The organism is Bacillus hominis, assembly GCF_030348325.1.
Taxonomy (GTDB): Bacteria; Bacillota; Bacilli; order Bacillales; family Bacillaceae_G; genus Bacillus_A; species Bacillus_A hominis.
Map to the genome: position 1 here is coordinate 4,101,757 of NZ_JAUCFS010000005.1, position 23,319 is coordinate 4,125,075.

The 23,319-nt window shown below is 36.9% G+C and carries 24 protein-coding genes; 7 read left to right on the forward strand and 17 right to left on the reverse strand.

From position 1 onward, the window contains the following. Positions 1 to 256 precede the first annotated feature (256 nt). Positions 257 to 1,084, forward strand: coding sequence for a 5'-nucleotidase, lipoprotein e(P4) family (locus QUF93_RS23910; protein WP_289360395.1), 828 nt, complete (start codon positions 257 to 259; stop codon positions 1,082 to 1,084). Positions 1,085 to 1,261: 177 nt separating this feature from the next. On the opposite strand, the gene motB is transcribed toward QUF93_RS23910, so the two are convergent. Both motB and motA read right to left on the reverse strand, forming a co-directional pair. Beyond that, positions 1,262 to 2,047 carry a flagellar motor protein MotB gene (gene motB / locus QUF93_RS23915; protein WP_002122849.1) on the reverse strand — a complete coding sequence of 262 codons (786 nt, stop codon included), beginning with the start codon at positions 2,045 to 2,047 and terminating at the stop codon, positions 1,262 to 1,264. Next, entirely contained in the window at positions 2,037 to 2,831 is a 795-nt protein-coding gene (motA, locus tag QUF93_RS23920; protein WP_289360396.1) for a flagellar motor stator protein MotA, read from the reverse strand. The genes motB and motA overlap by 11 nt, the downstream gene beginning before the upstream one ends. A gap of 264 nt (positions 2,832 to 3,095) precedes the next feature. Here motA and QUF93_RS23925 point away from each other — a divergent pair, with 264 nt between their 5' ends. Beyond that, on the forward strand, positions 3,096 to 3,875 hold the full coding sequence (locus tag QUF93_RS23925) for a M15 family metallopeptidase (protein WP_002122853.1): 780 nt from the start codon (positions 3,096 to 3,098) through the stop codon (positions 3,873 to 3,875). A gap of 36 nt (positions 3,876 to 3,911) precedes the next feature. Here the strand turns inward: QUF93_RS23925 and QUF93_RS23930 are convergent, their stop codons facing one another. From QUF93_RS23930 to sdhC, 4 genes are all read right to left on the reverse strand, one after another. Further along, a complete protein-coding gene (locus QUF93_RS23930) occupies positions 3,912 to 4,355 on the reverse strand; it encodes an acyl-CoA thioesterase (RefSeq protein WP_289360398.1) in 444 nt (147 codons plus the stop codon). 93 nt (positions 4,356 to 4,448) lie between these two features. Next, on the reverse strand, positions 4,449 to 5,210 hold the full coding sequence (gene sdhB, locus QUF93_RS23935; protein WP_002088861.1) for a succinate dehydrogenase iron-sulfur subunit: 762 nt from the start codon (positions 5,208 to 5,210) through the stop codon (positions 4,449 to 4,451). Further along, positions 5,203 to 6,996: a succinate dehydrogenase flavoprotein subunit gene (gene sdhA / locus QUF93_RS23940; protein WP_002112104.1), complete on the reverse strand. Its 1,794-nt coding sequence runs from the start codon at positions 6,994 to 6,996 to the stop codon at positions 5,203 to 5,205. Before sdhA ends, sdhB begins: the two co-directional genes overlap by 8 nt. A 13-nt stretch (positions 6,997 to 7,009) precedes the next feature. Continuing rightward, a complete protein-coding gene (gene sdhC / locus QUF93_RS23945; protein ID WP_002015407.1) occupies positions 7,010 to 7,636 on the reverse strand; it encodes a succinate dehydrogenase cytochrome B558 in 627 nt (208 codons plus the stop codon). A gap of 299 nt (positions 7,637 to 7,935) precedes the next feature. Between sdhC and QUF93_RS23950 the strand changes: the two genes are divergently transcribed. Next, positions 7,936 to 8,385, forward strand: coding sequence for a YslB family protein (locus QUF93_RS23950; protein ID WP_002122858.1), 450 nt, complete (start codon positions 7,936 to 7,938; stop codon positions 8,383 to 8,385). 115 nt (positions 8,386 to 8,500) lie between these two features. On the opposite strand, the gene uvrC is transcribed toward QUF93_RS23950, so the two are convergent. The 8 genes from uvrC to QUF93_RS23990 form a co-directional block, all read right to left on the reverse strand. After that, entirely contained in the window at positions 8,501 to 10,285 is a 1,785-nt protein-coding gene (gene uvrC / locus QUF93_RS23955) for an excinuclease ABC subunit C (RefSeq protein WP_002122859.1), read from the reverse strand. Between the two features lie 148 nt (positions 10,286 to 10,433). Next, a complete protein-coding gene (gene trxA, locus QUF93_RS23960) occupies positions 10,434 to 10,748 on the reverse strand; it encodes a thioredoxin (protein WP_002122861.1) in 315 nt (104 codons plus the stop codon). A 211-nt stretch (positions 10,749 to 10,959) separates the two neighbouring features. Further along, on the reverse strand, positions 10,960 to 11,937 hold the full coding sequence (gene etfA / locus QUF93_RS23965; protein WP_000101960.1) for an electron transfer flavoprotein subunit alpha: 978 nt from the start codon (positions 11,935 to 11,937) through the stop codon (positions 10,960 to 10,962). A 36-nt stretch (positions 11,938 to 11,973) separates the two neighbouring features. Beyond that, positions 11,974 to 12,747: an electron transfer flavoprotein subunit beta gene (gene etfB / locus QUF93_RS23970; protein ID WP_289360400.1), complete on the reverse strand. Its 774-nt coding sequence runs from the start codon at positions 12,745 to 12,747 to the stop codon at positions 11,974 to 11,976. Between the two features lie 78 nt (positions 12,748 to 12,825). After that, the gene (locus QUF93_RS23975; protein ID WP_002122865.1) at positions 12,826 to 13,602 is read right to left on the reverse strand and encodes an enoyl-CoA hydratase; all 777 of its coding nucleotides are present in this window, start codon (positions 13,600 to 13,602) and stop codon (positions 12,826 to 12,828) included. Positions 13,603 to 13,613: 11 nt separating this feature from the next. Continuing rightward, complete coding sequence (gene fadR, locus QUF93_RS23980) at positions 13,614 to 14,201, reverse strand: fatty acid metabolism transcriptional regulator FadR (RefSeq protein WP_012261773.1); 588 nt, start codon at positions 14,199 to 14,201, stop codon at positions 13,614 to 13,616. 106 nt (positions 14,202 to 14,307) lie between these two features. Continuing rightward, positions 14,308 to 15,993: a long-chain-fatty-acid--CoA ligase gene (locus QUF93_RS23985; protein ID WP_289360401.1), complete on the reverse strand. Its 1,686-nt coding sequence runs from the start codon at positions 15,991 to 15,993 to the stop codon at positions 14,308 to 14,310. 193 nt (positions 15,994 to 16,186) lie between these two features. Further along, positions 16,187 to 17,017 (reverse strand): BclA C-terminal domain-containing protein, encoded by an 831-nt coding sequence (locus QUF93_RS23990; protein ID WP_289375847.1) that lies wholly within the window; start codon positions 17,015 to 17,017, stop codon positions 16,187 to 16,189. A gap of 410 nt (positions 17,018 to 17,427) precedes the next feature. On the opposite strand from QUF93_RS23990, the gene QUF93_RS23995 reads away from it, so the two are divergent. The 4 genes from QUF93_RS23995 to QUF93_RS24010 all read left to right on the forward strand — a co-directional run bounded on the left by QUF93_RS23995 (position 17,428) and on the right by QUF93_RS24010 (position 21,646). Next, on the forward strand, positions 17,428 to 18,402 hold the full coding sequence (locus QUF93_RS23995) for a petrobactin ABC transporter substrate-binding protein FpuA (RefSeq protein WP_289360403.1): 975 nt from the start codon (positions 17,428 to 17,430) through the stop codon (positions 18,400 to 18,402). Positions 18,403 to 18,409: 7 nt separating this feature from the next. Next, positions 18,410 to 20,446, forward strand: a complete 2,037-nt coding sequence (fhuB, locus tag QUF93_RS24000; RefSeq protein ID WP_289360404.1) for a Fe(3+)-hydroxamate ABC transporter permease FhuB — start codon at positions 18,410 to 18,412, stop codon at positions 20,444 to 20,446. 224 nt (positions 20,447 to 20,670) lie between these two features. After that, positions 20,671 to 21,174 carry a DinB family protein gene (locus tag QUF93_RS24005; RefSeq protein ID WP_289360406.1) on the forward strand — a complete coding sequence of 168 codons (504 nt, stop codon included), beginning with the start codon at positions 20,671 to 20,673 and terminating at the stop codon, positions 21,172 to 21,174. A gap of 139 nt (positions 21,175 to 21,313) precedes the next feature. Then, positions 21,314 to 21,646: a YfjL-like protein gene (locus QUF93_RS24010; protein ID WP_289360407.1), complete on the forward strand. Its 333-nt coding sequence runs from the start codon at positions 21,314 to 21,316 to the stop codon at positions 21,644 to 21,646. A 63-nt stretch (positions 21,647 to 21,709) separates the two neighbouring features. Here the strand turns inward: QUF93_RS24010 and QUF93_RS24015 are convergent, their stop codons facing one another. From QUF93_RS24015 to QUF93_RS24025, 3 genes are read right to left on the reverse strand one after another with little or no spacing between them, the layout of a single operon-like run. Beyond that, entirely contained in the window at positions 21,710 to 22,405 is a 696-nt protein-coding gene (locus tag QUF93_RS24015; RefSeq protein WP_002122883.1) for an ABC transporter permease, read from the reverse strand. Positions 22,406 to 22,429: 24 nt separating this feature from the next. Then, positions 22,430 to 22,570, reverse strand: a complete 141-nt coding sequence (locus tag QUF93_RS24020; RefSeq protein ID WP_157380769.1) for a hypothetical protein — start codon at positions 22,568 to 22,570, stop codon at positions 22,430 to 22,432. Positions 22,571 to 22,607: 37 nt separating this feature from the next. Next, entirely contained in the window at positions 22,608 to 23,306 is a 699-nt protein-coding gene (locus tag QUF93_RS24025; protein ID WP_289360408.1) for an ABC transporter permease, read from the reverse strand. Positions 23,307 to 23,319: the final 13 nt, after the last annotated feature.

A 23,319-nucleotide genomic window follows, 5' to 3' on the forward strand; every position in this document is an offset into this window, starting at 1 on the left:
CCTCCCCTTCAATAGCATTCTCGCTCTCGCTTACATAATATGTTTGTTTAAAACAACATATAGTAACCTTATTCCATCTTCTTACATACATTCCTTTTCTTCAACTACTTAGTTTTTATCTTATCTTTTTTATTTACCTTATCTACTATAGGACAAACTACTACATATAAAAAAGACAATATGCAAATGTTCATAAAAAAACATCATATTTTAATATATAATATTAAATGATTTTCTAACATCGAGGAGGATACATATGAAGATGAAGAGGGGTATTACCACTTTATTATCTGTAGCCGTTCTTTCCACATCGCTTGTAGCATGTTCAGGAACAGCTGAGAAAACAGTGGCAAAAGAAGAGAAAGTACAATTAACAGACCAGCAATTGATGGCTGATTTATGGTATCAAACAGCTGGCGAAACGAAAGCACTATACTACCAAGGATACAATATTGGTCAATTGAAGCTTGATGCAGCTCTTGCAAAAGGGACAAGCAAAAAACCTGCTATCGTACTTGATTTAGATGAAACTGTTTTAGATAACAGTCCTCATCAAGCTATGAGCGTAAAAACAGGAAAAAGCTATCCTTATAAATGGGACGATTGGATTAATAAGGCTGAAGCTGAGGCTCTCCCAGGCGCTATTGATTTCTTAAAATATACAGAGTCTAAAAGTGTAGATATTTTCTATATCTCAAATCGTAAAACAAATCAACTAGATGCAACAATTAAAAACCTTGAGCGCGTAGGAGCTCCTCAAGCAACGAAAGAACATATATTACTACAAGACCCGAAAGAAAAAGGGAAAGAAAAGCGTCGTGAACTTGTTTCTCAAACACATGACATCGTCCTATTCTTCGGTGATAACTTATCTGATTTCACTGGTTTTGATGGAAAATCTGTAAAAGATCGCAATGAAACAGTAGCAGAATCAAAAGCACAATTTGGTGAGAAGTTCATCATTTTCCCTAATCCAATGTACGGTGATTGGGAAGGCGCTTTATATGACTATAATTTCAAAAAATCAGATGCAGAAAAAGATAACATCCGTCGTGACAACTTAAAATCATTTGATACAAAATAAAGTGAAACTATAATCAGTGGGGGTTTTCTTCATCCCCCACTGATTATTAGTTGAACCAATCGGGCGTTTACGGGCAGTTAATTCCCACCTAACTTCTTTGCTCCAGCCGAATTTTGAGGTGGGGGTCTTACTGCCCGTTAATGCGGGATAAAAGAGGATGGCATTTGCCATCCTCTTTTATTGCATATTTCTTGTTAAAGGCAAGATAAACACTTCTACACGTCGATTTTTCGCTTTTCCTTCTGGCGTATCATTTGGTGCAATTGAACGGTATTCTCCGTAACCAATTGCACTAAATTTTTCTGGTTGCAATTCTTTATTTTGGAGTAACACCTGCATAAAATTAACTGCACGCTGTGTACTTAACTCCCAGTTTGATGCAAACTGAGCATTTGCAATAGGAACAGTATCTGTATGACCAGACACTGTAATTTCACGAGGTGATGCTGAAACAAGTAGGTTAGACATCTCTTTTGCAATCCCTAACGACTCCAACTTCACATCTGCTTTCCCTGAGTCAAATAATACATTTTCTAATATCGTTACCATTAATCCTTTTTCAGTTAAATCCGTTTTAAAAGAAGAAGATAATTGCTTTTCCTCAATATACTTATCAATACTTTGTTGTACTGCTTTTAATTCATTCATTTCTTGCTGTTTCACTTCAGCTTCAGCATCTTTTTTTATTTTCTCAGATTCCAAACCACTTGCCGATAGCTCTTTTTCTTCTTTTGGTTTTTGATCACTTAAAAACTCTTTATTTCCTGTTCCACCTGCTAGTTCACTTCGAAAAGCTACTGCCATCTGTTTAAATTTCGCAGCATCTATACTACTCATTGCAAATAAAACAATAAACAGCGCAAACAACAACGTTAGCATATCAGAATACGGAATTAACCAAGTTTCATCGATATGCTCGTCATGCTTTTTCCTTTTACTTCTTCTATTCTTCCTACTCCGCATTTTTTTCTGCTCCTTTTTCTAGCTTTTTACGCTCAGTTACAGAAAGCGCACCTAAAATGCGGTTTTTCATAATAAATGGATATGTACCTTCTTGTAACATTAATAAACAATCAATAATTAAACGTTTCTTCTCTAATTCAGCAGCAGACTTTTGCTTTAATTTATTTGCAAATGGATGCCATAATACGTAACCTGAAAAAATACCGAAAATCGTTGCAATAAACGCACCTGAAATAGCATGTCCTAGCTTTTCAATATCAGTTAAATTTCCAAGTGCAGCTACAAGACCGATAACAGCGCCTAAAACCCCTAATGTAGGTGCATATGTACCAGCTTGCGAAAAAATAGTAGCTCCTTTTGCATGTCTTTCTTCAATTGCTTCTAATTCAGCTTCTAAAATTTGTTCTAAGTCTTCTGCAGATACACCGTCAATCACAAACTTCATACCACGCAAGAGAAATTCATCTTGAATTTTATCTAATTGTTGTTCTAAAGACAAAATACCGTATTTCCTACTCTCAGATGTCCAATGAACAAATAATTCTAGTAACTGTTCATAACTTAAATCTTTTTTATTTGAACCAAAAAGAACTTTAAATAATTTTGGAACCCTTTTTAGTTGTTCCATCGGAAATGCTATACATACTGCAGCAAATGTACCGATAAAAATAATTAATGCTGCGGCAGGATTCAATAAGGCTGTTACGTCAGCGCCCTTGACGACCATCCCTACTACTACCGCTACAAATCCTAAAATGAGTCCAATAATTGTTGCAAAATCCATTCCCATTCACTCCTAGTCTATACAAGAAGTCCTTTATTCTCGATAATCGCTACATCTCCTTATATGTATATATTACATAAAAAATGAATCACATGAAAGATAGGAAATGAATTATATAAAAAAATACTACAATTTCACACATTTTCTGACATTTTCTTTGCATTTCTATTACGTTATGACTCTTATATTTCTTTTTCAATAAACTAGACTTATAATAAAAACGACACATATTTTATTAAGAAAGGACAGTGATTACAAGGTATCATGAAAAAGATAATAATTATTTCTGCCGCTACTATTGTAATCGGTATCACATCTTTCACTTACTTTGGTTCTAAATCACCACTGCAAAATGAGGCGAAAGCTGTCGAAAATCAAAAACATAGTAACCATCCAAAAGAAGAAATTCCTGCTTTTCCAAAAGCTGATCATAATGCAAAGAAACTAGATGATAATTTTTCCGTTGTAACAAATCCAGATTCTGCTCTTGTATTAGTCAATAAACATCGTAAATTACCAGATGGGTACATCCCAGAAGATTTAACGAAACCGAACGTACCATTTACTAGTCCAAAAGATAAAGAGAAAACATTACTTCGCAAAGATGCTGCAGACGCTCTTGAAAAAATGTTCCAAGCAGCAAAAGAAGAAGGTTTAGAACTTACAGCAGTTTCAGGTTACCGTTCTTACAAACGCCAACAGTCATTACATAATACATATATTAAACGCCAAGGAAAAGCTGAGGCTGATTCGGTAAGTGCAATTCCTGGAACAAGTGAGCATCAAACTGGTCTAGCAATGGATATTAGCTCAAAATCTGCTAAATTCCAATTAGAACCAATCTTCGGAGAGACAGCAGAAGGAAAATGGGTTGCAGAACATGCCCATGAATTCGGATTTGTCATTCGTTATTTAGAGGATAAAACAGAGACAACAGAGTATTCATACGAACCGTGGCACTTACGCTACGTTGGCAATCCATATGCCGCATACATATATAAGCACCACCTAACATTAGAAGAGGCAACGAAGGACAAAAAATAAGAGAGCGAATCGCTCTCTTATTTTTCTTTTATTCTATTATTGTAGTGACTTCTTCCATTCCTCAGGCCATGGTTCGCCTCTTCCAGTTTTTTTCGATGCTTGCACCATCATACCGCGTCCAACTAAACAAACTTCCCCTTCTGCATTTTTGACCATATAGTGTAAATCTAAAGAGGAATTCCCAACCATTCCTGCCTTTACATATACTTTCAACTGCTCATCAAAATAAATTTGTTTTATGAAATTGCATTGTAGATCTGCGACGACTATCATCGTTTCTGATGATTCATGTGTCCATTCTTGCATAAATCCGAGTTCTTTAAACAATGCGATACGCGCTTCTTCAAAATATGTAAAAGCAACGACATTATTTACATGTCCAAACATATCTACTTCCCCAAAACGAACTTTGACAGGATTATAAAATGAAAAACCACTTTCCCATTGCTCAAAGTCTTCAATATAAGAAATTCTCTTCATTGTTCCCTCTCCTTTTCGCCTTTAAAATAAACAGAATAAACAGAAAAATAAAGTTATAAATATTGCCTCTTCAACATGAAGAGGCAATATTTATTAATAGTTATTGTCGCTACCAAAGAAATCTTTGAACGATTGAATTGTTGTATCACGGTTTAATGCTGCAATTGAAGTTGTTAATGGAATACCTTTCGGACATGATTGCACACAGTTTTGAGAGTTACCACAGTTTGCAAGTCCTCCATCACCCATAATTGCACGTAAGCGATCTGCTTTATGCATTTCACCAGTTGGATGCGAGTTAAATAAACGCGCTTGTGAAAGCGGTGCTGGTCCAATAAAGTCAGACTTACTGTTTACGTTCGGACATGACTCTAAGCAAACACCACATGTCATACATTTTGAAAGTTCATATGCCCATTGACGCTTTTTCTCTGGCATTCTTGGACCTGGTCCTAGGTCGTACGTACCGTCGATTGGAATCCAAGCTTTAACACGTTTTAACGCATTAAACATACGGCTACGGTCAACTTGTAAATCACGTACAATCGGGAATGTCTTCATTGGCTTTAAGCGAATTGGTTGTTCTAACTGATCAATAAGAGCTGTACACGATTGACGTGGTTTTCCGTTAATCACCATCGAACAAGCACCACATACTTCTTCTAAACAGTTCATATCCCATGCAATCGGAGTTGTTTGGTTCCCTTTTGAGTCAACAGGATTACGACGAATTTCCATAAGAGCCGAAATAATATTCATATTAGGACGATATGGAATTTCAAACTCTTGGTCAAACTCTTGTGCATCTGGTCCATCTTGTCTCGTAATGATGAGGCGGATTGTTTTCTCAGACATGTTGTTTATCCCCCTTCTCTTCACCCTTAGCAGCTACATCGTGTTTTGAGGAATAGTCACGTTTACGTGGTTTAATTAATGAAACATCCACTTCTTCGTAATGGAATGCTGGTGCCTTTCCTTCTCCCTCAAATTTCGCCATCGTAGTTTTTAAGAAGTTCGCATCATCACGATTTGGGAATTCTGGTTTGTAATGCGCTCCGCGGCTTTCATTACGGTTATATGCGCCAATTGTAATAACACGTGCTAACTCGAACATATTTGCAAGTTGGCGTGTAAATGAAGCACCTTGGTTACTCCATCTCGCTGTATCGTTAATGTTAATGCGTTTGTAACGCGCCATTAACTCTTCAATTTTTGCATCAGTTTCTAGTAACTTTTTATTTTCACGAACTACTGTAACGTTATCTGTCATCCATTCTCCAAGCTCTTTATGAAGAACATATGCATTTTCGTTACCATCAAGCGTTAAAATATTGTTAAATTTCTCTGTTTCGATTAATTCATTTTGCTCATATACAGTAGATGAAACAGCATCAGATGATTTAGAAAGACCTTTCATATACTCAATTGCGTTCGGTCCTGCTACCATACCACCGTAAATTGCTGATAATAGTGAATTCGCTCCTAAGCGGTTACCACCGTGCATAGAATAATCACACTCACCTGCTGCAAATAAACCTGGAATACTTGTCATTTGCTTATAATCGACCCATAATCCGCCCATTGAATAGTGAACCGCTGGGAAGATTTTCATTGGTAGTTTACGAGGATCATCACCTGTAAATTTCTCATAGATTTCAATAATTCCACCAAGTTTAATATCTAGTTCTTTCGGATCTTTATGAGAAAGATCTAAGTACACCATGTTTTCACCGTTAATACCTAGTTTTTGCTCTACGCAAACATCAAAGATTTCACGCGTTGCAATATCACGAGGTACAAGGTTTCCGTAAGCTGGATATTTTTCTTCTAAGAAGTACCATGGCTTACCATCTTTATACGTCCAAACACGTCCACCTTCACCACGTGCAGATTCACTCATAAGACGTAACTTATCGTCTCCAGGAATTGCCGTTGGATGGATTTGAATGAACTCACCGTTCGCATAATATGCACCTTGTTGATATACAGCAGATGCTGCTGTACCTGTATTAATAATAGAGTTTGTTGATTTTCCAAAGATGATACCAGGGCCCCCTGTTGCCATAATCACGGCATCAGCTTGGAAACTTTTTATCTCCATAGTTTGTAAGTCTTGCGCGACGATTCCTCGGCACACACCTTCATCATCCACAACAGCTCGTAAGAAATCCCAACCTTCATATTTCGTTACAAGTCCTGCTACTTCGTGACGACGTACTTGCTCATCTAATGCATATAGTAATTGTTGACCAGTTGTTGCGCCAGCAAATGCTGTACGGTGATGTTGTGTTCCACCAAAACGACGGAAATCAAGAAGTCCTTCTTCCGTACGGTTGAACATAACACCCATGCGGTCCATTAAATGAATAATACCAGGTGCAGCATCACACATCGCTTTAACTGGTGGTTGGTTCGCTAAGAAGTCCCCACCATAAATTGTATCGTCAAAGTGGATCCATGGAGAATCCCCTTCACCTTTTGTATTTACGGCACCGTTAATTCCACCTTGGGCACATACAGAATGTGAACGTTTTACTGGTACTAAAGAAAATAGTTCAACATTTACTCCTGCTTCTGCCGCTTTAATCGTTGCCATTAAGCCGGCCAAGCCACCGCCGACTACTATAAGTTTCCCTTTCATGCTCTCCCACTCCTTACTGGTTTGCTAGCTGTGGATCGATGAACGCTAATAATGCACTCACACCTACATAAGATAGACCTAAGAAAATAGCTAATGTTACATAAGTAGAGATTCTTTGTGAACGTGGAGATACTGTAATTCCCCAGCTGATGCAGAATGTCCATAGTCCATTTGCAAAGTGGAAAATTGTTGAAACAACACCAACTAAATAGAAACCAAACATAAATGGGTTGTTTAAAATATCTGCCATCATATCATAGTTTACCTCTTTACCTAACAATGCTTGAATACGAGTTTCCCAGACGTGCCAAGAAATGAAGATCAGCGTAACGATACCTGAAATTCGTTGGAAGACGAACATCCAGTTACGGAAATAGCCGTAAGATACCGCATTGTTCTTAGCTGTAAATGCAATATATAAGCCATATATAGCATGATACAGTATAGGTAAAAAGATGATGAAAATTTCTAGCGCATACCGGAATGGAAGGAGCTCCATAAAGCCTGCAGCTTTGTTAAAAGCCTCTGCCCCTCTTGTTGCAAAGTTGTTTACAATTAAATGTTGCGTCAAAAAGACACCAACCGGGATGACCCCCATTAATGAGTGCCACTTACGAAACGTATACTCGCGGCCTTTCATGTCCCCATTACCCCCTTGAATGTTTGACTGCTGTTTTCAGATTAATTTACAGCAATAATGTTTTTTCACTATTGGCATAAGAAAAACTGAAAAAATTATTCGAAATATTTCAGCATAATTTGATAACAAGTTCATTTTACTCTTATTTTTGTCGAAGCGTCAAGAAAACGTATACATAATTTGCATATAATTTGCCAATTCTTTTTTTCTTCTTATATATTCAGATTTCCCCAAAGAAAAATCTGTTTTTATAAATGAAAAATGTTATATAATAATCCCTATAGAAAGAGGGGAATATTGTGAGCAAAAATACAATCGATATAACATCTTTAGAAGATGTTTCATTGAACGCCTTCGCTTATGAATTGCTACGTGAAGAATTACTAACTGATTTAATTGGTAACGATTTAGATGGTATTTTATACTGGGCCGGTAGAAACCTTGCGAGAAAATATCCGCTAGAAACAATTGAAGAAGTCATTCAGTTTTTTGAAAAAGCTGGTTGGGGCACTTTAAGCATCATTGAACATAAACGTCGTGAAATGCAGTTTCAACTTAAAGGTGCACTTATTACTGAGCGTCAAAAACAAAAAAGACATTCATCTTATCAATTAGAAGCTGGATTTATCGCCGAGCAAATTCAAAAACAAAGAAACGTCGTTGCTGAGTCCTACGAAGAACAGAAAAAACGTTCAGACTCTATTACATTTCTTGTTAAATGGGATATAAAAGATCTCATCGAAGTGTAGCATCTACCTACAGTCAACTAGACATATAAGTTTAGTTGACTTTTTAGTATATTCATTTAGGTGCGTTTATTTTAAATCTTCAGAAATTATACCAAAAAACAGAAGACATTGTAAACTACAACGTCTTCTTATCTGTTAAATACGTATAAATTGTCTCCGCTACATTTTTCGGCATACCCGCTTCGACAAATTCCGATATGGAAGCTTCTTTCATCTTTTTTAATGAACCAAAATGTTTTAGCAATACCTTTTTTCGTTTATCACCGATTCCTGGAATTTCATCCAACGCGGATTGAATAACAGATTTCCCATGTAATTGACGATGGAATGTAATTGCAAATCGATGCACTTCATCTTGAATGCGCTGCAATAAATAAAATTCTTGGCTATTCCTCGCAAGCATAACAGGCTCAGGCGGATCCCCAATAATTAAATGTGATGTTTTATGTTTTTCATCTTTTACAAGCCCTGCCATTGGAATATATAACCCAAGCTCGTTTTCAAGAACATCACTTGTAGCCGCGAGATGCCCTTTTCCCCCATCGATAATGATTAAATCTGGCAAAGGTGAACTTTCCTTTAATGCTCTCGTATAACGGCGTCTCACAACTTCCCTCATAGACTCGTAATCATCTGGCCCTTGGACCGTTTTAATTTTATATTTCCGATATTCTTTCTTCGCTGGTTTCCCATCGATAAAAGCAATCATTGCTGAAACAGGATTTGCCCCTTGAATATTCGAGTTATCAAACGCTTCAATACGATATGGCGTTTCAATCCCTAGTTGCTTCCCTAGATTATCAACAGCTTTAATCGTCCGTTCTTCATCACGTTCAATTAAGTGAAATTTCTCTTCTAGTGCAATTTTTGCATTTTTATTTGCTAATTCCACAAGATCTTTTTTCTTCCCGCGTTTCGGCTGTGTCGCTTCAACTTCTAAAAAGCGCTCTACTAATTCTGAATCTATACTTCCTGGAACAACAATTTCCTTCGGCTTGAAATGACTACTGTTTTCATAAAATTGACCGATAAAAGTTAAAAAACCCTCTTCAGGTTCATCATATATCGGGAACATGGAAACATCGCGCTCAATTAACTTTCCTTTTCGAACAAAGAAAACTTGAACACACATCCACCCTTTATCAACTGCATATCCAAACACATCACGATCCACTAAGTCACTCATAATCATCTTTTGCTTTTCCATAATTGCATCAATATGAGCAATTTGATCTCGCAACTCTTTCGCCCGTTCAAATTCTAGTTTCTCTGAAGCCTCATACATCTTCGTTTCTAATTCTGAACGAATTTCTTTATGCCCACCGTTTAAAAATTTAATAATTTCATCAACAATTTCTTTGTTTTGCTCATCCGTTACTTCTTTCACACAAGGTGCTAAACATTGACCCATATGATAATACAAGCAAACTTTATCTGGCATATTTGAACATTTACGAAGTGGATACATACGATCTAATAATTTCTTTGTTTCATGTGCCGATTGCGCATTTGGATACGGACCAAAGTACTTTCCTTTATCCTTTTTTACATTTCGCGTAATGAGTAAGCGCGGCTGTTTTTCAGCTGTAATTTTAATGAAAGGATATGTTTTATCATCTTTTAATTGAATATTATATTTTGGATCATATTTTTTTATTAAATTTAACTCTAAAATAAGAGCCTCCAAATTTGAGGAAGTCACAATATATTCAAAATCAACAATTTCTCCAACAAGCCGAAGTGTTTTCCCATCATGTGAACCAGTAAAGTACGAGCGCACACGATTTTTGAGTACCTTTGCTTTTCCGACGTATATAACCGTTCCCTGCTTATCCTTCATTAAATAACAACCAGGTTGATCGGGCAAAATTGCTAATTTCTCTTTTAAATGCTCGTGCACTCGTCTCCCTCCATTTCTACATGCTTATCATTTTTATTTTCACATAAAAACATACTATGCCAAAACACCCAACATACGTTCTTTTATTGTAACGGAAAGGTTGTAAAAAAGAAAATAAAAAAAGCTACCAAATGGTAGCTTCTTTATTTTAGAAGTGTTTAGAAACTAATTCTACTAACGCTTCTTTCGGTTTATATCCTAACGCTTGATCAACCACTTTACCGTCTTTTAATACGAAAAGAGCTGGAATGCTCATTACTTCGAATTGACGAGCAGTTTCTTGGTTTTCATCAACGTCCACTTTTACTACTTTTACTTTCTCGCCTAACTCTGAATCGATTTCCTCTAATACAGGAGCGATCATTTTACAAGGTCCGCACCAAGGCGCCCAAAAATCTAATAATACAACACCTTCGCTAGTTTCAGATGCGAAGCTTTGGTCATTTGCGTTTACAATTGCCATTTTATTTCCTCCTTCAAGTATATTCTACCAAGAGTATATCATTAACTTATATACGTGGCGAATATTATGTATCGTTATGTATTGTAACAAAAAAATGTTCCTTTATACTATATAAAAATATGGATGAAACACTAAAAAGATGAGAGACAGGGATCTCTCACCTTTTTTCTATATATAGGGGTACTTCACTTGGAACTCAAGGGTACTCAAATCATGAATGTACTTTTAACTTTTTAAACTCTTCTGTTAAAAGAGGTAATACTTCAAATAGATCACCGACAATACCGTAGTCAGCTACTTTGAAGATACTCGCTTCTGGATCTTTGTTAATCGCAACGATTATTTTTGAGTTAGACATACCAGCTAAATGCTGAATCGCACCAGAAATTCCGCATGCAATATATAAGTCTGGTGTAACAACTTTACCTGTTTGACCAATTTGTAATGAGTAATCACAATACTCAGCGTCACAAGCACCACGAGATGCTCCAACAGCGCCGCCTAGTACATCAGCTAACTCTTTTAATGGCTTAAATCCATCTTCACTCTTCACACCACGTCCGCCAGCGATAATAACTTTCGCTTCTGAAAGATCAACACCTTCTGCAGTTTTACGGACAACATCTTGAATGATTGTACGTAAATCTTTCACATCTACTGTAATAGAAGACACGTCACCTGTGCGAGACTCGTCTTTTTCAAGAGTTGCAATGTTATTTGGACGCACTGTCGCAAATAAGATACCATCTGTTACAATCTTCTTCTCAAACGCTTTACCAGAGTAAATCGGACGAGTGAAGATAACATTTCCACCTTCAACTTCTAAAGCAGTTACGTCAGAAATTAGACCAGCTTCAAGTTTCGCTGCTAATTTTGGTGATAAATCTTTACCAAGTGCTGTATGCCCAAATACAATACCTTCTGGCTTTTCTTCAGCATATACAGCTAAAAATGCTTGTGCATAACCATCAGATGTATATGATTTTAATTTATCATTTTCAACTGTCACAACGCGATCTGCACCGTAATGAATCAATTCATTTGCAAAAGAGGCAACGCTGTCTCCAACTAGAAGACCTACCACTTCACCGCCTTCTGCAATTGTTTTTGCTGCTGCTACCGCTTCAAACGAAACGTTACGTAGCGATCCATCACGAACTTCACCCATTACTAATACTTTACGAGCCATAGATTTTCCCTCCTGCATATATAATTTCGTATTTTATTAGATTACTTTCGCTTCTGTGTGGAGCAACGATACAAGTTCTTTTACTTGATCTTGCAGCTCGCCTTGTAACACTTTTCCTGCATCTTTCTTAGGAGGCAAATAGATTTCAATTGTTTTTGTTTTTGCTTCCACATCATCTTCTTCTAAATCTAAATCATCTAATTCTACTTCTTCTAGTGGCTTCTTCTTCGCTTTCATAATACCTGGAAGTGATGGATAACGCGGTTCATTTAAACCTTGTTGTGCTGTTACTAAAACCGGTAATGATGTTTCAATTACTTCTGTATCCCCTTCAACATCACGCTCGATTTTTACATTTGTACCGTCAATTTCAAGCTTTGTAATTGTCGTTACATATGGAATATTTAACGCTTCAGCTACACGTGGACCAACTTGTCCAGATGCACCGTCAATCGCAACGTTCCCGCCTAAAATTAAATCTACTTCTTTATCTTTCAAATATTCAGCAAGTACTTTTGCTGTCGTGAACTGGTCACCATGTTCAACATCATCTTCAATATTAATTAATACTGCTTTATCGCAGCCCATCGCTAGTGCAGTACGAAGTTCTTTCTCACTATCTTCCCCGCCAACTGTTACGACAGTAACCTCTCCACCTTGTGCATCTCTTACTTGAATTGCTTCTTCAATCGCATATTCATCGTAAGGGTTGATGATGAATTCCGCTTCGCCATCGTAAATTGCACCGTTTTTAATTACGATTTTTTCTTCTGTATCAAATGTTCGTTTCATGAGTACGTAGATGTTCATTCCATTTACCCCCTTATTTTTCAGAAAGATTACATCAATTTTAAAATTCTGTTAATTTATATCAAAAAAATAATTGAACTACCTGCCACTAAATGAAGGTTTACGCTTTTCTAAAAATGCCGCTACACCTTCTCTTCCATCTTCACTCGTAAATACTTCACCAAAAACTTGCGCTTCGTGCTGTACACCTTCGTAATAATGAGACGATTTTGTCGTTTGCAATAACTCTAATACAGCACGAGTTGTTGCTGGACTTTTCCCAGCAATTTGTTTTGCAATTTTAAGCGTATCTTCTAAAATTGTTTCTTCAGAAAACACTCCGTTAACAAGTCCCCATTTTAATGCTTCTGCACCAGTAATTGGTGTACTTGTTAACATCATTTCACAAGCTTTTGCTTTCCCAACATAACGCGGTAAGCGCTGTGTACCTGCAAAACCAGGAATTAATCCAAGCGTTAATTCAGGTAAACCAAGTTTTGCACTTTCGGTTACGAAGCGCATGTGGCAAGACATAGCAAACTCAAGGCCGCCGCCAAGTGCCGCTCCATGAATTGCCGCAATAACTGGTTTTGAACATTTTTCAACGCGCTCAAATGTAACTTGTCCAAGCTGCGCTAATTCTGTCGCTTGCTTCGCTTCAGTAACAGATGTAAATTCTTTAATATCTGCTCCTGCTGAGAAAAAGCGTCCTTCACCATGGAGAACAACAACACGAATGTTATCATCCTTTTCCACTTGATCGATTAACTCAGTAACATCATGCATAACTTGTGAAGACATTGCATTCGCTGGCCCGTGGTTTAACGTTGCCACCGCGATATGGTCTTCAACTCTTACAGATAGGAATTTCAACATGATCCCTCCCATTATTGACGATAACCACAAGCTGCAATAAGTAGCCCATGTACCGTTTTTGAAAGTGCGACCAGATCATACTTATGATCGCTCATTACCCAATTGGTCACAACTTCATCTACTGTTCCAAAGATCATTTGTCTTGCCACACGAACATTTAAGTCCGCTTGGAATTCACCTTGCTTTATGCCTGTCTCTAAAATCTCATCCATAACTTGTAAGTAGCCTTTTAATACTTCATTTATTTTAAGGCGCAAGTCTTGATTGGACTGCCTTAGCTCTAATTGTGTAACGATAGCAAGAGGATCATTTTGTGACAACAGCAAGAAGTGCGTTTCTACCAACATGAATAACTTCGCTACAGCGCTTTCAATTCCTGCTATTTTTTGACGAATTGTTTCAACAAATTCTCCCATCTTCTCTTGGAATAAGGATATTAATATATCTTCTTTATTTTTAAAATATAAATAAATCGTGCCATCAGCTACCCCAGCTTGCTTTGCAATTTTAGAAACTTGCGCTTGATGGTATCCATTCTCCGCAATCACAATAACTGCTGCATCAATAATTTGATTGTATTTCGGTCTATTTTTCTTCACTTTACTGTCCCCTTCAAGAAGATGACTGAATGAATAGTCATTCATATTCTTATAATACTTACTATTCAGAAAAGTGTCAATCCTATTTTTTCAAAAAGAAAGGGCCTTAGCCCGTTTGCTCATCCTCACTCTTTTTCTTCTCTTCATCTATTAGGACACGGCGTAAAATCTTTCCGACTGTCGTCTTCGGTAATTCACTTCTAAACTCATATACTTTTGGGACTTTGTATGCTGCTAAATATTTACGTGCAAACTTATCTAATTCTTCTTCCGTGCATTCGGCGCCTTCTTTCAAAACAACAAATGCTTTTACAGTTTCTCCTCGATACGGATCAGGAACGCCAATTGTTACTACTTCTTGCACCTTTTCATATTCATATAATACCTCTTCCACTTCACGAGGATATACATTAAATCCGCTAGCAACAATCATATCTTTCTTACGATCTTTCACATAGAAAAATCCATCCTCATCCATGTATCCCACATCACCTGTATGAAGCCAGCCATCTTGCAATACAGCTGCTGTTTCTTCTGGTTTATTCCAATACCCCTTCATAATTTGTGGGCCCTTTACAACAATTTCCCCAATTTCCCCTGGAGATAATGCCTCTCCTGTTTCAAGTGACATGATGATTGCCTCTGTATCTGGCCACGGTACCCCAATACTTCCCGGCACACGCTTTTCCCACAAAAAATTCCCATGTGTAACTGGTGATGACTCCGTTAATCCATAACCTTCTACTAATTTACCACCTGTAACCCTCTCAAACTCCTCCTGTACTTCTACAGGAAGCGGTGCAGAACCACTAATACAAGCCTGAATTGAAGAAATATCATATTCTTTTAAAAGAGGACTATTTAATAGAGCAATATAAATGGTTGGTGCTCCTGGAAATAGTGTAACTTTATGTTTCTTAATTGCTTCAAAAACCATTTTCATGTCAAACTTCGGAATAAGCACCATTTTATATCCTTGCATAATACTCAAATTCATTACAGCTGTCATCCCGTACACATGAAAAAACGGAAGAACACCAAGGATTACCTCTTCTCCTTCTTTACAATTATATAACCAATGCGCTCCCATTAAAGTGTTCGAAACGAGGTTTTTATGCGTTAACATAACCCCTTTTGGAAATCCTGTCGTTCCCCCTGTATACTGCAAAAGGGCTAAATCATTTTCAGGATCACATGGAACTTCAACATCAGCATTACTTTCCCTTTCTACCGATTTCCAAAGATGAATCGTTTCGCTTTCCGACACATTCACAACAAGATTTGCCTGCTTTTTTTGTACAAATGGATAAAGTAAATTTTTAGGAAATGGTAAAAAATCTGCAATACGGGTTACGATAATGTGCTCAAGCTTTGTTGCAGTTTGAACATTAGTAACTCTCGGAAACACTAAATCAAGGCAAAGAATAACTTTTGCCCCTGAATCATGAAGTTGGTACTCAAGCTCTCTTTCTGTATAAAGAGGATTCGTTTGTACGACAATACCACCCGCAAGCAAAGTACCATAATAACCAATTACAGATTGTGGACAATTCGGTAACATAATCGCAACTCTATCACCTTTTTCAATACCAAGCCTTTGAAGGTAATTCGCAAATTTCTTTACCTTGTCATGGAAATCTGAAAATGTAACATCTTTACCTAGAAAGTGAAGCGCTTTCTTTTCTGGATAACGAGAAGCCATTTTCTCTAAATATTCATGAAGTGGCTGAATATCATATGAAATCGTCCCTGGAATTTCCTCTGGATAACTCTGCAACCAAGGTTTTTCCACTCTCATTCCCCCTTCCAATAATTGTTAAAATAAATGAATGTTCATTCATGATGATTGTTTTCATTATATTATAGTCAGAACAGCGTTACAATCATAATATTCTGACTTTTATATAACTATGCTTTACTTCGTTAACTTCTTATTATATGTATAAACTCTCTTAATTTTAAAAGAATAAGAGAGTTATCGTTAATTAGCTTAATCTTATAATCGTTAAAACTGCACCAGGTGTAGTCGTTGATAATGTTGCAATAGCTACCAATCCAAACAACTGCAAACTAATTGCACTCCCCGCTGCAAGAGTCGTAATAATTGTTGCACTAAAGGAAGTGGTCGCTAGTGCTGGAGCATTTATCGTCCCAGCCAGAGGAGCCCCATTTATTGTAATTCGAGAACTTACTAATAATGAAGCAGTAATATTTATTGTATATGAAATATAATAATTCCCTGCATTTGCAGCCGTAAATACTGTATTTCCACCAGACACAGTAATTCCTGGACCGATATTCTGATTATTTGGAAGCGTGACATTTGTTCCACCAAGAAGTACCGATATTGCTGTACCCGACGTATTATTCGCAAATGCATACGTCGCAGTTATACTTGTACCTGTTACTCCCGTTGCCCCTGTTTCTCCCGTTGGGCCTGTTGCTCCTGTTATTCCCGTCGCTCCCGTTGGACCCGTTGCTCCTGTTAGACCTGTTGCTCCTGTTGCTCCCGTTGGACCCGTTGCTCCCGTTGGACCCGTTGCTCCGGTTGCTCCCGTTGGACCCGTTGCTCCCGTTGGACCTGTTTCTCCGGTTAGGCCTGTTGCTCCTGTTGCTCCGGTTGCTCCCGTTGGACCTGTTCCCCCGGTTGGGCCTGTTGTTCCTGTTGCTCCCGTTATTCCTGTCGCTCCCGTTGGACCTGTTGGACCGAGCTTAGGAACTATCCCATCACAACTAAAACAGCACGAATCAACATGTATACCATTTTGATTATTACACCCACAATATCCATTTGTGTTATTGCGCCCAAAAGACATGTTGATCCCTTCCTTCTTGTTCAATATTTTAAATACATCCAACTAATTTAGAAGCATCTATCTAATAAAAAATCGCTTTTTATTTCCCCTATCAACTCTATCCGATCTAAGACAAACCTTTTATAAACAAAGGTTTACTCCTGACATTCTAATAATTATTACATGCAATATTCTCTCCTTTCGCTTGTACTTTCGCCTTCTTCATTAAACGAATTTCCTCTCCTTCAATCTTGATACATTCATGTATTTCAATGCAACATATCAAAATCCGTATAAATCATTATTTTCCGTCGAAATTTTAAAAATATATTGACACTTAAAATATCCTCATAGTATGATTTGTTTGTTGTAATTGATAACGATTTTCAATATCGTACATTGCAAATAAAAAAATTATTTGGGGGCAGAAGATGAAGAAAATTCTCAGTATTTTCATAGTAGTTCTTCTATTCGCTGTTGGATGCGGACAGCAAAAAGAGGAGAAAAAAGAAGCAAAGACAGACGATAAAAAGCAAGCTATAACAATTAAACACGCTGAAGGGGAAACGAAGTTAGATAAACCGGCGAAAAAAGTTGTTGTACTTGAGTGGGTATATGCAGAAGACTTATTAGCACTTGGTGTTCAGCCAGTAGGGATGGCAGACATTAAGAATTATAATAAATGGGTAAATACAAAAACAAAACCAAGTAAAGATGTTGTAGATGTAGGAACTCGTCAACAACCAAACTTAGAAGAAATTAGCCGTCTAAAACCAGATTTAATCATTACAGCTTCATTCCGTAGTAAAGCGATTAAAAATGAATTAGAACAAATTGCACCAACAGTTATGTTCGACCCATCAACAAGCAATAACGATCACTTTGCTGAAATGACAGAAACATTTAAACAAATTGCAAAAGCAGTTGGAAAAGAAGATGAAGGTAAAAAAGTATTAGCTGATATGGATAAAACATTTGCTGATGCAAAAGCAAAAATTGACAAAGCAGGCTTAAAAGATAAAAACATCGTAATGACACAAGCATTTACAGCTAAAAACGTACCAACATTCCGTATTTTAACCGACAATTCTACAGCTTTACAGGTTACAAAAAAATTAGGTTTAACAAATACTTTTGAACCAGGTAAATCTGAGGCAGATGGTTTTAAACAAACAACTGTAGAATCATTACAAAGTGTACAAGATTCAAACTTCATTTACATTGTAGCGGATGACGATAACATGTTTGACACTCAACTAAAAGGCAACCCTGCTTGGGAAGAATTAAAGTTCAAAAAAGAAGACAAAATGTATAAATTAAAAGGCGACACTTGGATTTTCGGTGGTCCTGAGTCTGCAAAATCTTTAGCAACACAAGTAGCAGATGTAATGACAGCGAAGAAGTGATTACACGATGAATAGCTTACAACATACACTTCGAGCAAGTCTTGTATTCGGAGGAGGAGCAGCTCTCTTGCTCCTCCTTTTCTTTATTCATATCGGGCAAGGACAAGCAAATATTTCCTACAGTATGATTATCGATGCTCTTATCTCACCGAATCAATCGCTAGAGCATCAAACTTTAATCATGCTTCGACTCCCTAGAGCTGTAATTGCCATTTTAGCTGGAGGTGCTCTTGCTGCATCTGGAGTCATTTTGCAAACTTTAACGAAAAATCCCCTTGCTGAAGCAAGTACAATGGGAATTCATTCAGGTGCATATTTCTTTCTAGTAGCGGCTACAATTTTCTTACCGAAAGGTTTGCAAATTAACTCACTTCTTTTCACATTTATCGGTGGTGCAATTACTGCTTTATTTGTATACCGTATTTCTGGTGGAAAAAAGGGAACCCCACTTAGAATGGCACTAGCTGGTATGGTCGTTACATTAATGCTTTCTGCCTTTACCGGAACGATGCAGCTTTTCTATGAAAATGAAACAGCTGGTTTATTTTTATGGGGAGCTGGATCTCTTATTCAAAATAACTGGGATGGCGTTCAATTTGCTTTTCCATTTATCGTTATTTCTTTCCTAGTTTTACTATTCATATCTCGTAAGCTCAACATTCTCTTACTAGGTGATGATGTTGCTGTTTCTCTTGGTGAAAAAACAGCAGTAACACGTCTTATCGCCTTCATTGCTGCAATCTTTTTAACAGCAGTAATTGTTACTGTTGTTGGACCAATCGGTTTTGTTGGCTTAGTTGCACCACATTTAATGCGTCTTATTGGCTATCGTCAACATTTTACACTTCTCCTTTCCTCCTTCTTATGGGGAGCCATTTTATTACTTGGAGCAGATGTCGTTGGTAGACTAATAGATCCAACCGGGGCTGAACTTCCTGTCGGAGCAGTCACAGCAATGATCGGGTCACCTTGGCTTATTTATTTAGTGTATCGAATGATGAAGTCGAAACAATATATGAATGATAACGGGGCGAATGCAGCTGGAGCTAGTTCCCGCTATTACTCTTATAAAAAGGTAATCATTATATCTATCACACTTTGTATTGCAACAATTGCTCTTGGCGTTGTAATCGGTAGCAATTCTTACATCGAAAGCATTACAAATGCCATAACCGGGCAATTAACACAATTTGATAAAAATATGATGATGAATCTTCGTTTACCAAGAATGCTAGTTGCCGCTATCGCTGGAGCATGTCTTGCAATAAGTGGACTTGTTTTCCAAGGCATATTAAGAAATCCACTTGCCGATCCTTCTATTATTGGTATTTCATCAGGAGCAGGTGTTGGTGCTTTAACAATTATGTATGTCTTTCCTGCACTTCCTGGTTTCTTCCTACCAATTGGTGCATTTATCGGCGGGCTACTTGCAGTTGGAATTGTCCTCTTTTTCTCATGGAAATCAGGATTTAGCCCAACAGCTCTTGCCTTAATTGGAATCGGAATTTCAGCGCTTGGCTCGGCAATTATTCAAATCTTTATCGTTAGAGCGAATTTGAACGTCGCTGCTGCTTTAACTTGGCTATCAGGGAGCACATACGCAAGAGGATGGAATCACTTAGAAAATATCATTCTATACCCATCACTCATTCTCGTACCAATTATATTTTTCTTAATGAAACAACTCGATGTTCTTGTGCTTGGCGATGATTTAGCAACAGGACTTGGACAGCCTGTAAATAAAACACGCCTTGCTCTAATTGTTTTAGCGACACTACTTGCATCAGTCAATATCGCTGCTGTCGGTACGATTGCCTTTTTAGGCCTTGTTGCACCTCATTTAGCGCGAATCGTTGTTGGGATGAATCACCAAAGACTATTCGTTTGTTCAGCACTGTTTGGAGCAATCCTTCTTTCCATTGCTGATTTACTCGGACGTACGATTGCATACCCGAAGGAAATTCCTTCTGGGCTTGTCGTTGCTGTACTTGGAGCACCTTATTTCTTATGGTTAATGAGGAAAAGTGGGAAGAAGGTTAATTAAAAGCCAGCTTCATATATGAAGCTGGCTTTTCTATTATGGCATAAAATTAATATAAGCTTTGTACATAAAATATATAACAAATGAATAGATCGATTTTCTGACACTTTTACAAATATTTTCTATTTTTTTATATTGTATCAATATGTAATGAAATTTTTTCTATTAAAAGGGAATAAATCAAGTATCTCGAACTTAACCTATGAACATAATTAGGAGGGATAACTATGTACCAAACAATTGAAGGATTTTTACAATCATGGAAATATGAAGCTGAGTCTACTCAGAAGATGCTCGATGTATTAACAGATGAATCTTTATCACAAGAAATTGCACCTGAACACTGGACATTAGGAAGAGTTGCTTGGCATATCGTTACCGCAATTCCAGTTATACTATCTGGGACAGGACTAAAGTTTGAAGGAGAAACGAAAGATTATCCTGTCCCAACTTCTGCAAAAACAATTGCAGATGAATATCGAAAAGTGAATGCAGCTTTTGTTGAAGCACTTCAAAGCGAATGGACCGATAAAGACTTAGCTACTATTAATGACTTCTTTGATCGTCCTATGCCGAATTCTACATTTTTAATGACACTGATTAATCATCAAAATCACCACCGCGGACAAATGACTGTTTTAATGCGACAAGCTGGCTTAACCGTTCCTGGTGTATACGGTCCTGCAAAAGAAGAATGGGCTGCCGCTGGAATGGAAGCTCCAAAAATGTAACGACAAAAAAAGGACAAGGTGTTTGCGCACCTTGTCTTTTTCTGTAACATGTTTCATGTGAAACTATTTTTTGCTGAATGGTTGTTTTATGGAAAAAATAAGTTAAAATGAATACATATTATGAGAAGGGGCAACCAAATTGAATACAAAAAACAAAAAAATAGCAATGGGAACTCTTTTACTAACATCTATCATTGGATTTATCGGTGTATCTCTTTACTTCACAAGTTATGGTACCCCTTGGGAAAAACAAACAGCAATTACAGAATCAAAAAATTATATTACAAAATACTTTAATCTAGACGCGAAAGTCAAAAATACTTCTTACGATTCTAAAATGGATAGCTATGCAATCGCCTTTGAAACAATTGAAGATGGAGAGTTTACTATCGAATATAAAGGTCCTAATAACTTTAACATTTCTCCAGGAGTTCAAGAGTATTTAAGTAAACACTACAAATTTAAGGAGTAGTAACGAAGCATACATATACAAAAAAAGAGTTGGTGTAACGCCAACTCTTTTTTCTTATTCTTGTCACGCTGTTACATCTTCCCTCTCTATATTTTTGATTCCGTAATATGCAATCGCAACTCCAATCGCTGCAAATGCTAGTTGAAGTGGAAGAAAAGTCGCTATAGGAAACATTGGTTGGTTATTAATTGCGACTAATACAACGATAATAGATGAAACAATTGTAGTCGGCACCGAATGTTTACGCATTCCGAAGTATAGAGGAATTAAACTTATTCCCGCAGTTGCAATCGCTAAAGGAACCAGGTTTATCCCTTCTTGCATCAATTGATCTACTGTGAATGGATTAGGAAGAATCGAAAAATAACTATCTATGCCAAAGAAAATTCCTACTACAAAAATATTAGATAAAATAACTGTTATGAATGTTACTATTGCTGTAATAGCCAACTTACTAATCATCATTTTCTTTCGGTTAACAGGATAAGAAAACATCAGTAATATTGTTTTGTTTTTATATTCGTCAATTATTAATTTGGCTATTAATACACCACCAAAAATAATAAATGTTGCTCTTACTAATGCACTAGCCATTAACAAAATCGCCTGTGGATCCCTTATTTCTGGATCTCCTTCTATTTGAGAAACAATACTAACAAAGATCAACAATGCCAGTATAACAATATTTGCAATAACTGCTCTCCTCACATACCATCCGAGCTTAAATTTCTTCAGTTCTAGCTTCATAAGACGTAGCATTATGGTCCTCCTCTCTTTTAAAATTTAATTGATATAAATTTCCTTTATCGTATCTATCTCAAAAGCAACCTCCTTCTTAAAATCTTTTCCAGCGAATGTCTTAAAATCAAAAATCACACTAGCAATTGTAAGAAATAAAATAGCAATTACTATTATTTTCTTCACTATCCATACCCCAGTTCATCGTTGTTTTAAGCTTGCTTTACGCCACATCAACCTTGTCGATTTTACGATACGACAGATAACTAATAAAAATCCCTAATAAACAGAGCACAATTGGGATAACTATAAAATCATAAAAACTTACTTGATTGTTTCCAATGTTACTGTTCATTATCATCCCGATTATTACTGCAGAAGTAATCGTTGTCGGTGCCGATTTCTTTCTCATCCCAAAAAATAAAGGAATTAAACTTATACCAGATATCATAAATGCATTTATAAAAGTAGCTGGAATGGTAGCTATTATTTCCCCCCTCGTAACAGGCGTTTCAATTACTCCCATCATTGGATTCATAAAAAATATGAGCAAACTAATAGTGAAAGTAGCGATAATCATGCTCACAAAGCAAAAACTAAAAACAATTGTTAATTTCGCCCTCATTACCATTTTCCTTTGCAATGGATACATAAACAATAGTTGCATTGTTTTGTTCTTATACTCATCAATTACTAAACGTGATAAAATGACCGAACTAAAAATAAGAAATGTCATCCTAATAAAGATGTTTGCTAAAGTCATATATTTTGTGAAATCAGTGAGCGCCGCATCTACTTCACCTTTCGCTCCCAACCCTATAAGACTTACTGCAACAAAAATTGCTATAATACAAATCGCTACCCCTTTAAAGTAACTAGATAGTTGATGTTTCTTCCATTCGAGCTTCATTAGTTTAAACATATAAGCCACCTCC

Bases quoted from the DNA above. Each gene is read 5' to 3' on its own strand.
- QUF93_RS23910 (WP_289360395.1), top strand. From the start codon at position 257: ATGAAGATGAAGAGGGGTATTACCACTTTATTATCTGTAGCCGTTCTT.
- motB (WP_002122849.1), bottom strand. From the start codon at position 2,047: ATGCGGAGTAGGAAGAATAGAAGAAGTAAAAGGAAAAAGCATGACGAG.
- motA (WP_289360396.1), bottom strand. From the start codon at position 2,831: ATGGATTTTGCAACAATTATTGGACTCATTTTAGGATTTGTAGCGGTA.
- QUF93_RS23925 (WP_002122853.1), top strand. From the start codon at position 3,096: ATGAAAAAGATAATAATTATTTCTGCCGCTACTATTGTAATCGGTATC.
- QUF93_RS23930 (WP_289360398.1), bottom strand. From the start codon at position 4,355: ATGAAGAGAATTTCTTATATTGAAGACTTTGAGCAATGGGAAAGTGGT.
- sdhB (WP_002088861.1), bottom strand. From the start codon at position 5,210: ATGTCTGAGAAAACAATCCGCCTCATCATTACGAGACAAGATGGACCA.
- sdhA (WP_002112104.1), bottom strand. From the start codon at position 6,996: ATGAAAGGGAAACTTATAGTAGTCGGCGGTGGCTTGGCCGGCTTAATG.
- sdhC (WP_002015407.1), bottom strand. From the start codon at position 7,636: ATGAAAGGCCGCGAGTATACGTTTCGTAAGTGGCACTCATTAATGGGG.
- trxA (WP_002122861.1), bottom strand. From the start codon at position 10,748: ATGGCAATTGTAAACGCAAATGACCAAAGCTTCGCATCTGAAACTAGC.
- etfA (WP_000101960.1), bottom strand. From the start codon at position 11,937: ATGGCTCGTAAAGTATTAGTAATGGGTGAAGTTCGTGATGGATCGCTA.
- etfB (WP_289360400.1), bottom strand. From the start codon at position 12,747: ATGAACATCTACGTACTCATGAAACGAACATTTGATACAGAAGAAAAA.
- QUF93_RS23975 (WP_002122865.1), bottom strand. From the start codon at position 13,602: ATGTTGAAATTCCTATCTGTAAGAGTTGAAGACCATATCGCGGTGGCA.
- QUF93_RS23990 (WP_289375847.1), bottom strand. From the start codon at position 17,017: ATGTCTTTTGGGCGCAATAACACAAATGGATATTGTGGGTGTAATAAT.
- QUF93_RS23995 (WP_289360403.1), top strand. From the start codon at position 17,428: ATGAAGAAAATTCTCAGTATTTTCATAGTAGTTCTTCTATTCGCTGTT.
- fhuB (WP_289360404.1), top strand. From the start codon at position 18,410: ATGAATAGCTTACAACATACACTTCGAGCAAGTCTTGTATTCGGAGGA.
- QUF93_RS24005 (WP_289360406.1), top strand. From the start codon at position 20,671: ATGTACCAAACAATTGAAGGATTTTTACAATCATGGAAATATGAAGCT.
- QUF93_RS24015 (WP_002122883.1), bottom strand. From the start codon at position 22,405: ATGCTACGTCTTATGAAGCTAGAACTGAAGAAATTTAAGCTCGGATGG.
- QUF93_RS24025 (WP_289360408.1), bottom strand. From the start codon at position 23,306: ATGTTTAAACTAATGAAGCTCGAATGGAAGAAACATCAACTATCTAGT.